Here is a 13,677-nt window from a genome sequence, read left to right as displayed (position 1 = left end):
TGCGGCTAGCCGCGATCGCGAAACGTACGCGCCGCCAACGTACTCCCCGCCACCGCGGCGACCGCCGCGATCGCGAGCGCCGCCGCGACCGACCAGCCGACCGGGCGGTGCAGAGCCAGCGCGCGGGTCGCGTCGATCGCGTACGTCAGCGGGTTGACCGCCGACACCGCGCGGACCCATTCCGGCATCGAGTCCAGCGGCATGTACGCGCTGGAGGAGAACATCAGCGGGAACATCACCACGAACGACGCGGCCTGAAGCGTCTCGGCCTTGCGCAGCCACGTCGTGATCGCGACGAACACCCAGCTCAAACACCAGCCCACGACCAGCGTCAGCCCCAAGGCCAGGCCGAGCCCGACCACCCCGCCCGCCGGGCGGAAACCGAGGAACAGCACGCTCGCGGCCGATGTCACGAGCAGTTGCACGCCGAGCCTCGCGGAATCGGCGAGGGTGCGGGCCGCCAGCACCGAGAACAACGAGATCGGCAGGCAGCGCAGCCGCGCGGTGAACCCGCTGTAGATCTCCGCGAGCAGGCCCGCGCCCGAACTCATCGCGGTCGTCATCGAGATGTTGACCAGCGTCGCGGGCACCAGGAAGTTCACGTATCCCTGGTAGGCCGCGACACTCGGCAACGCCCCGACGCCGCTGAACACCTGGCTGAACAACAACAGCAGGACGACCGGCTGCAGCAAGCCGAAGAAAACCAGCCGCCAGTCGCCGAACGCGGTGCGCAGCGAACGCTCGGCGAGCACGCGGACCTGGGTCGAGAAGCCGGCTTCGGGCCATGCCAGCGGCGCGACCGGCGCACGGTGGCGGGATTGCGTCACGAACCCGCCGCCGTCGCGTGCAGGGACAGGTACACGTCGTCGAGCGTCGGCTCGGTCACCGTCAGGTCCCGCAGCGGGGCTTCGGCCGCATCGAGCGCGCGCACCAGCATCGTGATGTCTCCGGGGCCGCGCAGCGGGACAGTCAGCGTCAGCCCGGCGTGGCCCGCCGAGAGACCGAGGCGGGACACCGCGTCCGACGCGCGCCGCAGCGTGAGCTCGCTGCCGAGGGTCAGCGTCGCGGTGCGGCTGCCGAGCCGCGCTTTGAGCTGAGCGGGCGTGCCGGAAACGGTGACGCGCCCGAGACCGAGGACGACGACGTGGTCGGCCAGCCGGTCCGCCTCTTCGAGGTACTGGGTGGTCAGCACGACCGTGGTGCCGCGCGCGGCCAGTTCCTCGACGACGTTCCACAGCCCGGACCGGCTCACCGGGTCGAGTCCGGTGGTCGGCTCGTCGAGGAACAGCACTTCCGGCGCGCCCACCAGTCCCGCGGCCAGGTCGAGCCGCCGCCGCATGCCGCCGGAATAGGTGCGGGACGGCCGGTCCGCCGCGTCCTCGAGCCCGAACGACGCGAGCAGTTCCGCGGCCCGCGCCTTCGCTTGCGGCGGTTTCGCACCGAGCAGCCGCGCGATCAGGATCAGATTCCCGCGTCCGGACAGGGCTTCGTCGACCGCGGCGAACTGCCCGGTGACCCCGATTCGCCGCCGGATCGCGCGGCCTCGCCGGACGACGTCGTGCCCGCAGACCCGGGCGGTGCCCGAGGTCGGCCGGACACGCGTGCTGAGAATGTCGATCAGGGTGGTTTTTCCGGCGCCGTTGTGCCCGAGAATCGCGAGCACCGTTCCAGGCGCGACGGTGAGGCTGATCCCCGCGAGCGCGGTGACATCACGGTACTTCTTCACGAGGTCCGTCACGGCGATGACCGGCGGGCGCATAGCCGCTCCTTCCCTTTTCCGGAAAGGTAACGAGCCGCGGCCACGAAAGGCAAGAACCCCGTCTGCCGCTGTCCCGCGCGTGACAGTTTCCCGCGCGGCGAATAGCACGTGCGTGACAAGTCATGACCCGGGTCACTCTTTTTCTTCCGGGCATTCCGACGGGTCTGACAAAGAATTTCCGGGCAGTTGTTGAGAGGGCAATCGCGGAGGTATTTTCCGGAAACATTGTCAAACATTGTCCCGATTCCCCGAGGTGACGAGCCGTGAAGTTTCCGTGGAAGTCGAGAAAACCGGCAGGCGTGCTGGCCGTGGTGACCGTCGCGAGCGCCGCCGCGGCCGCGGCTCTGGCCGGGGCCGGACTGTCGCAGGCCGCGCCGGCCAGCCTGACCTTGAACTACACCTGCCCGTTCCCGCTCATCGGCGACCAGGTGCTCGCGGTGAAGATCGACACCAACCTGCCGGACAACGCGGTCGCGGGTTCGGCGTCCACCCCGATCAAGTTCGATGTGGACGTCACCGTTCCGGAGACCGCGACGGAAGGCCTCGCGCTGGTCGGCGCGACGACGCTGGACGGCTCGGCCAAAGCCGCCGCCCAGCTCAAGTATCCGGTCGACAAAACGCTGAACCTCGGCCTGCCGCTGACCATCCCGTCGACGCCGGTGCCGCCTTCGGGCGCGTTCCACGTCAAGACCAGCGGCCAGGCCCCGGCCGTGACGTTCCCCGCCGCCGGGACCGCGTCGGTGACCGTCGGGAACTTCAGCACGACGATGACACCGCGCACCGCGTCCGGCCAGCCGACCGACCTCGGCACGTTCACGTCGGACTGCGTCGCCGTCCCCGGACAGAACCAGCAGCTGGGCACCTTCGAGATCAAACCGGGCGGCGGCACCACGACGCCGACGGTGCCGACGACTCCCACCTCGCCGACTTCGCCGACCTCCCCGACTTCGCCAACCTCGCCGACCGTGCCGACGTCACCCACCTCGTCTACCGAGCCGACTCAGCCCACCTCGCCGACGGAACCGACTTCGCCAACTCAGCCCACGTCTCCGACACAGCCGACGTCTCCAACCCAACCGACTTCGCCAACCCAACCAACGTCGTCCACCGAACCGACCCAGCCCACCTCCCCGACACAGCCGACGTCCTCCACCGAACCCACGCAACCGACTTCCCCGACGCAGCCGACCTCATCCACCGAGCCGACCCAGCCCACCTCTCCGACTCAGCCAACCTCGCCCACCGAACCGACTTCCCCGACCCCGCCCACGTCCTCGACACAACCGACCTCGCCGACGTCGTCCACCGAACCGACCCAGCCGACGTCCCCCACCCAATCCACGGAACCGACGACCCAGCCCACCACCACTCCGCCGGGCACCACCGCGTTCACCTACTCGCTCCGCGGCAAGACAACGCTCAAACAACTGCACGCCACCCTGCCGCTCGGCCCCGGACGGCTCGAAGCGAAACTCGACGCGGCCGCGGGCAAGCTCGACGCCCAGTTCGCCCTGCCGAAATCGGACGTGTACTTCCGGCTGTTCGGCTTCCTCCCTGCCTCCGCGACAGTCAAGCTGAGCCAGGCGGGCGCGATCGAAGGCACCTTCACCGGCGGTGCCGTCACAGCGAACGCGAAGGTGGACGTCCGGCTCGCCAAGGTGCGGCTGTTCGGCTTCCCGATCATGACCTCGAACTCGTGCCGCACGACCACTCCGGCCGAGGTGCCGCTCTCCTCCGCTCCCGGGTTCGACCCCGGTGCGGGCGGCAAACTGACCGCGACCTACACCGTCCCGGCATTCACCGGCTGCGGTTTCCTGACCGGCCTGATCACCGATCTCGCCTCCGGTCCGGGCAACAAACTGGACGTGACGCTCACGCGGAAGTGAATTCGCGCCGCGAAAACGCCGACCGGCGTGACAAGAAAGCGGAAATCCTTGTGGCGCAACGATAATCGTCAGTAGCTTCGGGAGGAACGTCTTCGATGAGGAAGTCCGAATGTCTGCGCTGACCCGGTTCTCGCTGCCGCTGGTACTGGTGCTGGCCGCGTTTTCGCTGGGCTCCGCGCAAGCCGCGCCCGGCGCAAACGCGCCAGCACCGGCCCCCGCCGCCGTCAATTTCCCGGTCGGGTTCTCTATCGGCGACGCGCAGCAGCCGACCACCAGCCACGTCGCGAAACTGGGTTCGGACCTCAGCTTTCCGCAGGGCCGGTTCGACGGCGCCCTGCTCGGCCTCAGCGGTCGCGTGCCGCTGACCGGAAAGCTCAGCATCCCGCCCGCCGACGCGTATTTCGTCGCCTTCCGGTTCATGCCCGCCACCGGCACGGTCGAACTCGTCCCGGACGGCGACGTCACCGGCACCACCCAGGTGCTGACCGGCAAGGACACCAACTGCAAGCAGACGCGGACCAATCTCTGCGCCGATTCCGAGGTCACCGCGCGGGTCTTCGTCAAGCTGTCGAATGTGAAAGTGGACGGCAAGCCGCTCGACGTCGGCCCGGACTGCCGCACCGCCCAGCCCGCTGAAGTGACCCTGAAAGCCTTGCTGCCGCTGGCTTTCCCGGCGCCGCCAGCGAAGGTGACGACCACCTTCACGACGCCGCCGTTCGCCGGCTGCGTGGGCCATGAGGACCTCAGTCGCCTGTTCACCGGGCTGGTTTCCGGGCCTGGCAACACTTTGGTGACCGATCTGGTGCTCCGCTGTGTCGGCAGCTCCGGCCCGAACGGGTGCGGGACGGCACCGTGACGACCCTGCTGACCCAGATCCCGCGACGGGCGGTGAGCGGCCTTCGCGAGTTCGGCCGGATGTGCGCGATGGGGCTGGACGTCATTCTCGCGATGTTCCGCCGCCCGTACCAGGTCCGGGAATTCGTCCAGCAGTTCTGGTTCATCGCCAGCGTGTCCATCTCGCCGGCGATTCTCGTCTCCATCCCGTTCGGCGCGGTGATCTCGCTGCAGCTCGGCTCGCTCACCAGCCAGATCGGCGCCCAGCAGTTCAACGGCGCGGCGAGCGTGCTGGCCGTCGTGCAGCAGGCCAGCCCCATCGTCACGACGCTGATCATCTCCGGCGCGGGCGGCAGCGCGATCTGCGCGGACCTCGGCGCGCGCACCATCCGCGAGGAGATCGACGCGATGGAAGTGCTCGGCGTTTCGGTGATCCAGCGCCTGGTCGTGCCGCGCGTGCAGGCGGCGGTTCTCGCGTGCGTGCTGCTCAACGGCCTGGTCAGCGTGGTCGGGGTGCTCGGCGGCTACTTCTTCAACGTCATCGTCCAGGGCGGCACACCCGGCGCCTACCTGGCCAGCTTCAACGCCCTCGCACAGCTGTCCGATCTCGTTGCCAGCTCGGTGAAAGCGGTCATCTTCGGCTTTCTCGCCGGGGTGGTGGCCTCCTACCGCGGCCTGAACCCGAAGGGCGGGCCGAAGGGGGTCGGCGACGTCGTCAACCAGTCGGTCGTCATCACGTTTCTGCTGCTGTTCTTCGTGAACACCGTGCTGACCGCCCTGTACCTGCAACTCGTTCCGGCGAAGGGAACCTGAGTGGTCAACCTCAGCAAGCCCGGCGACAAGCTGTTCGACCTCGGCGACCAGCTGGTCTTCTACGTCCGCGCGCTCGCGGCCGTTCCGCTCGCCGTGACCCGCTACTCCCGCGAGGTCGTGCGGCTGCTGGCCGAAGTGACGTTCGGCAGCGGCGCGCTCGCGGTGATCGGCGGCACGATCGGCGTGATGGTCGGATTGTGCGTGTTCACCGGCGTCACGGTCGGGCTGCAGGGGTTCAGCGCGCTCAACCAGATCAACATTTCGGCGATGACGGGATTCCTGACCGCGTATTTCAACACCAGGGAGATCGCGCCGCTCGTCGCGGGGCTCGCGCTTTCGTCCACTGTGGGCAGCGGGTTCACCGCCCAGCTCGGCGCGATGCGGATCTCCGAGGAGATCGACGCGCTCGAGGTGATGGCGGTGCGGAGCATGCCCTACCTCGTGACGACGCGGATCGTCGCCGGGTTCGTCGCGATCATCCCGCTGTACGTCATCGGGCTGCTGATCTCGTATCTCGGCTCCCGGCTGACCACGGTCGTCTTCTTCGGACAGTCCGGCGGCACCTACGACCATTACTTCACGCTGTTCCTGCCGCCCGTCGACGTGCTGTGGTCCTTCGGGAAAGTGCTGGTCTTCAGCGTCGGCGTGATCCTCACGCACTGTTTCTACGGCTATCGCGCGAGCGGCGGCCCGGCCGGCGTCGGAGTCGCGGTGGGCCGGGCCGTGCGGACGTCCATCGTGCTGATCAGCGTGCTCGACCTGTTCCTCTCGCTGGCGATCTGGGGCGCGACGACCACGGTCAAGGTGTCCGGATGAGCCGGGCGGCCACGCAGCTCGCCGGCGTCGCGTTCCTGGGCGTGCTCGCCCTTCTCGGGTACCTCGCGGTGGCGATCTACGACAAGGATTTCGACGATTCGGCGCTGGTGACGCTGGAGGCCGACCGGGTCGGCAGCCAGCTCGCGCCGACGGCCGAAGTGAAGGTCAAGGGGGTGCCCTTCGGCGAGGTCCGGGCGGTGCGCAGCACCCCGGCGGGAGCCGAGATCGACCTGGCACTCGACCCGGCGAAGATCGGGCAGCTGCCGGGCAACGTTTCCGCGCGGCTGCTGCCGAAGACGGTGTTCGGCGAGCGGTATGTCAACCTGGTGCTGCCCGCTCGCCCGGTCGGCGCGCTGCGCGCGGGCGACGTCATCGCGCAAGACCGCTCGGCCAACGCGATCGAGCTGGAGCGCGTTCTCGGCGACTTGCTGCCGTTGTTGCGGGCCGTCCAACCGGAGAAGCTGAACAGCTCGCTCGGCGCGATCTCGCTCGCCCTGGACAACCGCGGAAAACCGCTGGGCGACAGCATTGTGCAGCTGCAGGACCTGCTGTCCAAGCTGAACCCCTTGCTGCCGCAGTTCAAAGCCGACATCACCGGTCTCGCCGACGCGGCCGACGTCTACACCGGCGCGGCGCCGGACATCCTCCAGGCATTGAGCGATTTGTCGACCACCGCGAAGACCATTGTGGACACTCGCGGCGACCTCGGCACTCTCTACTCGAGTGTGACCGGAGCCGCCGGGAACCTGAACGATTTCCTGCGGAAAAACGCGGACAACCTCATCGGCGTTTCCGCCGCGAGCCGGCCGTCGCTGGAACTGCTGTCGCGGTACTCGCCCGAATTCCCGTGCCTGTTCGACGCCGTCAACCGGCTCAAGCCGTTGATGGAGAAGGCCCTCGGCAAGGGAACGAACGAACCGGGCCTGCACGTGACGCTGACCGTCCAGGACCCGCGCGAAAAGTACGTGCCAGGCCGCGACAGCCCGCGCTACGACGCCACCGGCGGCCCGAAGTGCTACGGCGGCGGCTCGGCTCCCGGTGCCGCCGAGGGTGATCTCGGTCCGGCGAACTCGCCGGGGGAGCGGCGGCTGGTCGCCGAGCTTTTGAAGCCCACCTTGGGGGATGTGCCTGATTGGAGCAGTGTCCTCATCGGACCGGCACTGCGGGGAACGGAGGTGACTGTCCGATGAGGAGTGTCGCGGGCCCCGCGTTCAAGGGCTTGATCTTCTTCGTCGTCACGGTGTGCGCGACCGCGGTATTGGCGATCACGATCGCCAATTCGAGCGTGGGCACGACGATCGGCTACACCGCCCGGTTCACCGACGCGACCTCGGTCAATCCCGGCGACGAGGTTCGCATGGCGGGCGTGCGGATCGGCCAGGTCGACGAGGTGCGGGTCGTGGAGCACCGGCTCGCCGACGTCACGTTCTCCGTCGACCGGACCCGCCGGCTCACCGCCGCGGCCTCAGTCGTCATCCGCTACCGCAACCTGGTCGGGCAGCGTTATCTCTCGGTCGACCCCGGCGTGTCCGGAGCGTCGCCGATGCTCGAGGACGGCGCGCTGATCCCGCCGGACAAGACGAAACCGGCGCTCGATCTGACCGCTTTGTTCAACGGTTTCAAACCGCTTTTCCAAGCCCTGTCCCCGAAAGACGTCAACCAGCTGTCTTTCGAGATCATCCAGGTGCTGCAAGGCGAGGGCAGCACGATCGAAAGCCTGCTTCAGCACACGGCGTCGCTGACGTCCACTTTGGCCGGCAAGGACGCCGTGATCGGAAAGGTGATCGGCAACCTCAACACGCTCCTCGACACCGTGAACGCGCAGGGCGACCAGTTCGACGCACTTGTGGACACGACGGCGCAACTCGTCACCGGCCTCGCCGCGGACGCGAAACCGATCGGACAGGCCATCGGCGGGCTCGGCGAACTCACGACGTCCACCGCCGGGCTGCTGCAAGCCGGTCGCCAGCCGCTCAAGGACAGCATCTCCGCGCTCGGCGACCTGTCCGAGAACCTCGCCGACAACACGCCGGTGTTCGAGCAGTTCATCAGCAATCTGCCGAAGAAACTCGACCGCATCGGCACGATCTTCTCCTACGGTTCGTGGGCGAACTTCTACCTCTGCTCCGTGCAGACCGACGCGAAGCCCGCGCCCGGCGGGCCGATGCCGGGTATTCCGGTCACGGCTGCGAGGTGCCGGTGAAACCGCCGCGGATCAAGCCGTTCCGGCTGCGCAACCCGATCGTTGTCGGTGCGGTGACCGCATTGGTCATGGCCTTGATCGGCACCGCCACCTTCTTCTCCGACGACCTGCCGGTGCTGGGCGGCGGCACGACGTACAAAGCGGAGTTCCGCGAGGCCGCCGGGCTCAAGCCGAACGACGAGGTCCGGGTCGCCGGGGTGAAAGTCGGCGAGGTCACCGGCGTCGGGCTGGCGGGCGGTCACGTCGAGGTGCTGTTCCGCGTCAAAGACGCCTGGGTGGGCAACCGGACGACCGCGGCGATCAAGATCAAGACCTTGCTGGGGCAGAAGAACCTCGTGCTCGATCCGGTCGGCGACGGCGAGCTGGACCCGGACCAGCCGATCCCGGTCGGGCGGACGAGTTCGCCGTACGACGTCACCGCTGTTTTCAACGACCTGGCCGGAACCGTCGGAGCCATCGACACCGGCCAGCTCGCGCAGGCGTTCCGCACGCTGTCGGAGACGCTCGGCGCGTCGGCGCCCAGCGACGTCCGGACCGCGTTCACCGGGATCGCCGCCCTGTCCCGAACGCTGGCGTCACGGGACGACGAGCTGGTGAAGCTGTTCCAGAACACCAACAAGGTGTCGAAGACCCTCGGCGAGCGTTCCGGCCAGATCCAGGCGCTCATCCGTGACGGCACCACGTTGCTGAAAGAACTGAACGACCGCAAGGACGCGATCGCGAAGCTGTTCAGCGGCGTCAAGAACCTGTCGGTCCAGCTTCGCGGGCTGGTCGCGGAAAACCAGAAAACCCTGGGGCCCGCGCTCGACCAGCTCGACCGCGTCGCGACCGTGCTCCAGCGCAACCAGGGACACCTCGAGGACAGCCTCCGCCTGGCCGGCCCGTTCTACCGGCTGCTCGGCAACGCGGTCGGCAACGGCCGCTGGATCGACACCTACCTCTGCGGGCTCGTCCCGAACGGCTCCGCGCCGGGCAGCTGCCTGCCACCGAAGAACGGGGGACGCTGATGGCACACCAGCTCATCGACCTGGGATCCCAGGCCCGGCGGCGGGCCAGGCTGCGCGCGCTCGCGCTTGGCGTGGTGTGCGCGCTTCTGGTCGCAGCGGGATGGCAGGTGGCGACGATGCCGCGCGACCGCACCTTGACCGCGTACTTCAGCGCCGCCGTCGGCATCTACCCGAATTCGGACGTGCGCGTCCTCGGGGTCGCCGTCGGCTCTGTGTCCAAAGTGGAGCCGAACGGCACCGACGTCACAGTGACCATGACGCTCAAGCCGGACGTGCGGCTGCCCGCGAACGCCGGCGCGGTCGTCATCACGCCCAGCCTGGTCGCCGACCGGTACGTACAGCTCACGCCCGTCTTCACCGGCGGACCCGAACTAGCCGACGGCGCGTCGATCCCGCGCGAGCGCACCGCGACGCCGGTCGAGGTCGACGATCTGCTGCGCAGCCTCAACCAGCTGATGGCGGCGCTCGGCCCGCAGGGCGCCAACAAGGACGGCGCGGTCAGCGACGTGCTGACTAAATCGGCCGAATACCTCAACGGCAACGGACAGACGATCGGGCAGGCGATCAAGAACCTCGGCGAATTCGCCCGTGCCGCAAGCGATTCCAAGGACGAACTGTTCAGCTCCGTCGACAACATCAGCAAGTTCACCGCGATGCTCGCCGCCAGCGACGGGCAGGTGAAGCAGGCCATCGCGCAGGTCGCGTCGCTGAGCAAGGTTCTCGCCGACCAGCGCGACCAGTTCTCCGGCGCGCTGACCGAACTGACCCAGGCGCTGGGCGTGGTGCAGGGCTTCGTCAAGGACAACCGGGGCAAGGTGCAGTCCGATGTGGACAAGTTGGCTGGCGTCACGAAGGTGCTGGCGAACCAGAAGGATTCGCTTTCCGAAGCGCTGAGCGCCGCCCCGAACGCGCTGACGAATCTGCTGGGGGCGTACGACCCGGACGCCGGGGTCATCGACGGCCGCGGCAACCTCCTCGAATTCCCGGAGACGAAATGAAGTCCCTGGCGAAGGCCGCCGCAGTGCTGACGCTGGTCCTGGCCGCCACCGGATGCGGGACCGGGGCGAGCGTCTACGACCTCCCGCTGCCCGGGGGCGCCGCGCTCGGCGACCACCCGATCCACGTCACCGCGAGCTTCGCCGACGTGCTGGACCTCGTGCCCCAGTCCGGCGTCAAAGTCAACGACGTGCCGGTCGGCCGGGTCGCCAAGGTCCAGCTCGCCCCGGACGGGCACAGCGCGATCGTGGACCTGGTGCTCAACGGCGACGTCGGCCTGCCCGCCAACGCCGTCGCACGGCTGCGGCAGGCCAGCATCCTCGGCGAGAAGTTCGTCGAACTGGCCCCGCCGCCCGACGCGACGCCCTCGGGCAAGCTCGTCGACGGGGCGGTCATCCCGCTGGACCGCTCCGCGCTGACCCCGCAGATCGAAGAGGTCTTCGGCGCGCTTTCCCTGCTGCTCAACGGCGGCGGCGTCGCCCAGGTCCAGAACATCAGCCACCAGCTCAACGCGGCGCTCGGCGGGAAGGAGACCGCGGCCCGCAGTCTGCTGTCCAGTTTGGACACTCTCGTCAATGGCCTCGACGAACAGCGCGGCGAGATCACGCGGGCAATCGAGAGCGTCAACCGGCTCGCCGAAACACTGAACGCACACACCGCCCAGATCACCACGACGCTCAACGGCCTGACCCCCGGGATCAGCGTCCTCAACCAGCAGCGTGAGGCACTGGTCGGGATGCTCAAGTCGCTCGACGGCCTGACCTCGGTCGCCGTCGGCACGGTCAACCGCAGCAAGGACGACCTGGTCGCCGATCTCCAGGCGCTGGCGCCCTTGCTGCGGCGGCTGGCCGATTCCGGGGACAAACTGCCGAAGGCGATGGAGATGATCTTCACCTTCCCGTTCCCGGACGCCGCGCTGGACACGATCCGCGGCGACTACCTCAACGGCTTCCTGAAGACGGGCCGCTGATGCTGAGCCGTTTCGTCCGCGTCCAAGTGACGTTGTTCGTTGTCCTCGCCGTCGTCGGCGTCGCCTATGTCGGGGCCGCTTACGCCGGTCTCGACAAGGTGTTCTTCGGCCGCGGTTACACCGTGAAGGCGCAATTTCCCACTGGCGGCGGGATTTTCACCAACGCCGAGGTCACCTACCGGGGAGTGCCGATCGGCCGGGTCGGCCAGCTCCGGCTCATCTCCGCCGGAATGGAAGCGGATCTCGAGATCGATTCCGGCACCGCGGCCGTCCCCGCCGACACCGAAGCCGTCGTCGCCGATCGGTCGGCAGTCGGCGAGCAGTACGTCGATCTGCGGCCGCGCGCCGCCGGCGGGCCCGTCCTGCACGACGGTTCGGTGATCACCCAGGACAATACGAGAATCCCGCTCCCGGTCGATACTGTGCTGTCTACTGTGGACTCATTCGCCGCGTCGGTGCCCAAACCCGCACTGCGCACCGTGGTCGACGAGCTGTACAACGCGACCTCCGGCGCCGGTCCCGCGCTGGACCAGCTGGTCGGCCGCGGCATCGAGTTCGTGCAAGCCGCGAGCGCGCACGTCGCGCCGCTGACCCAGCTCGTCACCGACGCGCATACGGTCCTCGACACCCAAGCGCAGCAGGCGGACGCGATCCGCAGCTTCGGCGCCAACGCGAAACTGCTCGCGTCGACGTTGAAGCAATCCGACGGGGACCTCCGCAAGCTCATTCCGGCAGTGCCCGCCGCCGCGAACGAGGTCGGTGCGCTGATCCGCGACTCCGGTCCGCAGCTGGGCGTGCTGCTCGCGAATCTGCTCACCACCGCGGACGTCCTCGAATCCCGGCAAAGCGGAATCCGGCAGCTGCTGATCACCGCGCCGCGGGCAGTCGGCGCGGCCAGCGCGGTCGTCCGGCCGGACGGCGCGCATTTCGGGCTGTCGCTGTCGTTCTTCGATCCGCCCCCGTGCACGACCGGATACGCGACGCCGTACCGCGACGGTCTCGAAACCTCGACCAGACCGCTGAACACGGCTGCGCGCTGCGCGCTGCCGAAGGGCGACCCGACGAACGTGCGGGGCTCGCAGAACGCACCGGGAGGACAGCCGTGAGGTTTTTCGCGTCGCTGGCCCAGCTCGCCGCGGCCCTCGCGACCGCGGCGGCCGGATGGACCGGGTACACCTGGTGGCAAGCCGCGCACGACGACGGCGTCACACGCGCGGTCGTCCGCGAAGATGCCTTGCGGGCAGGGCGTTCCGCGGTCGCCGGATTGACCACTTTGGACTATCGGCAGGCGGCGGCCGGATATCAGCACTGGCTGGACGTGTCCAGCGGAGCGCTGTACGACGAGCTGGCGCAAGACCGGCAGGGCAGCCTCGACCGGATCGCCCAGGCGAAAACTGTGACCACCGGGAAGGTGACCGATGCCGCGGTGACCGAAGTGGACACCGGCGCGAGCACCGCGAAGCTGATCGCATCCGTGGAACTGGTCGTCACGCCGGCCGGTCAGGAGGCCGTGACCAAGCGTTCCCGGTTCCAGGCCGAGCTGACCCGGGCGCCGGACGGATGGCACGTCACCGCGCTAGGCCAAGTCCCGGCAGGGGAGGCACCGTGACCACGCGAACGAAGAAGCGGGCCGTCAAGGTGGCCGGACGCCACCATGAACCAGCGGTGCCGGAACCGGATGAGACGGTCGAAGAGCCAGCTGCCCCGGTTGAGGAACCGGAGGAGCCGCCCGTACCGCGAAAACGTCGAGCATGGCTGGTGCTTGCGGTCGTGATGGCCGCACTGGCGGGGTGGTTCGCTCTCGAGGCGCACAACACGAACGCTGTCGTCGCACACAACACCGCACTGTCCGACGTCTCGGGAACCGCGGACGCGGGGAAACAGGTCAGCGCCGCGCTCGGCACGCTTTTCTCCTACCGCTACGACGATCCGGCCGGCAACGACCGGGCGGCCAAGGACCTGCTGAGCGGACCCGCGCTCACCCAGTACTCCCGGCTTTTCGGGCAGGTCCGCGGGCTCGCGGCCGAGCAGAAACTCGTCGTGACGTCGACCGCGGTCGCATCCGGGGTGAAACTCCTGGACGGCGATCGCGCGGCCCTGCTGGTGTTTCTCGACCAGACCGGCACGCGCGGCGACGGGCAGCGCAGCACCGGGGCCGCGCAGCTGAGCGTCACCGCCGAGCGGATCGGCGGGAAGTGGCGGATCACCGGGATGTCCGCGGCCTGAAAGGGGGTTCCGGCTTCGGTCGGGCCGGGCCGCGTGGGGTGGTGGGGTTGCACCAGGCCTGCGGAGGGCGAGGGTCGCTCGGGCTGGAACGGCAATGGGTTCGCGCGCCGGGGCCAGGATTGCGCCGGGGGCGAGGGCGCTCGGGCCAGGCCTGAGGAGAGCAGGGG

The 13,677-nt window shown here is 68.7% G+C and carries 14 protein-coding genes; 12 read left to right on the top strand and 2 right to left on the bottom strand.

The window, feature by feature from the left end; genetic code table 11:
* Positions 1 to 5 precede the first annotated feature (5 nt).
* Together ACZ7OI_RS19875 and ACZ7OI_RS19870 are read right to left on the bottom strand one after the other, a co-directional pair.
* Positions 6 to 827: an ABC transporter permease gene (locus tag ACZ7OI_RS19875; protein ID WP_470265660.1), complete on the bottom strand. Its 822-nt coding sequence runs from the start codon at positions 825 to 827 to the stop codon at positions 6 to 8.
* Positions 824 to 1,759, bottom strand: coding sequence for an ABC transporter ATP-binding protein (locus tag ACZ7OI_RS19870; protein WP_470265659.1), 936 nt, complete (start codon positions 1,757 to 1,759; stop codon positions 824 to 826). The genes ACZ7OI_RS19875 and ACZ7OI_RS19870 overlap by 4 nt, the downstream gene beginning before the upstream one ends.
* 263 nt (positions 1,760 to 2,022) lie before the next feature.
* On the opposite strand from ACZ7OI_RS19870, the gene ACZ7OI_RS19865 reads away from it, so the two are divergent.
* The 12 genes from ACZ7OI_RS19865 to ACZ7OI_RS19810 all read left to right on the top strand — a co-directional run bounded on the left by ACZ7OI_RS19865 (position 2,023) and on the right by ACZ7OI_RS19810 (position 13,510).
* Positions 2,023 to 3,645, top strand: a complete 1,623-nt coding sequence (locus tag ACZ7OI_RS19865) for a DUF6801 domain-containing protein (RefSeq protein WP_470265658.1) — start codon at positions 2,023 to 2,025, stop codon at positions 3,643 to 3,645.
* Between the two features lie 109 nt (positions 3,646 to 3,754).
* On the top strand, positions 3,755 to 4,501 hold the full coding sequence (locus ACZ7OI_RS19860; RefSeq protein ID WP_470265657.1) for a hypothetical protein: 747 nt from the start codon (positions 3,755 to 3,757) through the stop codon (positions 4,499 to 4,501).
* 59 nt (positions 4,502 to 4,560) lie between these two features.
* Complete coding sequence (locus ACZ7OI_RS19855; protein ID WP_470265992.1) at positions 4,561 to 5,292, top strand: MlaE family ABC transporter permease; 732 nt, start codon at positions 4,561 to 4,563, stop codon at positions 5,290 to 5,292.
* Positions 5,293 to 6,108: an MlaE family ABC transporter permease gene (locus ACZ7OI_RS19850; RefSeq protein WP_470265656.1), complete on the top strand. Its 816-nt coding sequence runs from the start codon at positions 5,293 to 5,295 to the stop codon at positions 6,106 to 6,108.
* Positions 6,105 to 7,298, top strand: a complete 1,194-nt coding sequence (locus ACZ7OI_RS19845; RefSeq protein ID WP_470265655.1) for an MCE family protein — start codon at positions 6,105 to 6,107, stop codon at positions 7,296 to 7,298. Before ACZ7OI_RS19850 ends, ACZ7OI_RS19845 begins: the two co-directional genes overlap by 4 nt.
* Positions 7,295 to 8,311 carry an MCE family protein gene (locus ACZ7OI_RS19840; protein WP_470265654.1) on the top strand — a complete coding sequence of 339 codons (1,017 nt, stop codon included), beginning with the start codon at positions 7,295 to 7,297 and terminating at the stop codon, positions 8,309 to 8,311. The genes ACZ7OI_RS19845 and ACZ7OI_RS19840 overlap by 4 nt, the downstream gene beginning before the upstream one ends.
* Positions 8,308 to 9,318 carry an MCE family protein gene (locus tag ACZ7OI_RS19835; protein WP_470265653.1) on the top strand — a complete coding sequence of 337 codons (1,011 nt, stop codon included), beginning with the start codon at positions 8,308 to 8,310 and terminating at the stop codon, positions 9,316 to 9,318. Before ACZ7OI_RS19840 ends, ACZ7OI_RS19835 begins: the two co-directional genes overlap by 4 nt.
* Positions 9,318 to 10,316: an MCE family protein gene (locus ACZ7OI_RS19830; protein WP_470265652.1), complete on the top strand. Its 999-nt coding sequence runs from the start codon at positions 9,318 to 9,320 to the stop codon at positions 10,314 to 10,316. The genes ACZ7OI_RS19835 and ACZ7OI_RS19830 overlap by 1 nt, the downstream gene beginning before the upstream one ends.
* On the top strand, positions 10,313 to 11,284 hold the full coding sequence (locus ACZ7OI_RS19825) for an MCE family protein (protein WP_470265651.1): 972 nt from the start codon (positions 10,313 to 10,315) through the stop codon (positions 11,282 to 11,284). The genes ACZ7OI_RS19830 and ACZ7OI_RS19825 overlap by 4 nt, the downstream gene beginning before the upstream one ends.
* Positions 11,284 to 12,390 (top strand): MCE family protein, encoded by a 1,107-nt coding sequence (locus tag ACZ7OI_RS19820; protein ID WP_470265650.1) that lies wholly within the window; start codon positions 11,284 to 11,286, stop codon positions 12,388 to 12,390. Before ACZ7OI_RS19825 ends, ACZ7OI_RS19820 begins: the two co-directional genes overlap by 1 nt.
* A complete protein-coding gene (locus ACZ7OI_RS19815; RefSeq protein ID WP_470265649.1) occupies positions 12,387 to 12,893 on the top strand; it encodes a hypothetical protein in 507 nt (168 codons plus the stop codon). Before ACZ7OI_RS19820 ends, ACZ7OI_RS19815 begins: the two co-directional genes overlap by 4 nt.
* Entirely contained in the window at positions 12,890 to 13,510 is a 621-nt protein-coding gene (locus tag ACZ7OI_RS19810; protein WP_470265648.1) for a hypothetical protein, read from the top strand. Before ACZ7OI_RS19815 ends, ACZ7OI_RS19810 begins: the two co-directional genes overlap by 4 nt.
* Positions 13,511 to 13,677: the final 167 nt, after the last annotated feature.

The sequence above is a fragment of the Amycolatopsis sp. NPDC114503 genome (genome assembly GCF_055633655.1).
This window is presented reverse-complemented; position numbering and strand designations above follow the sequence as displayed.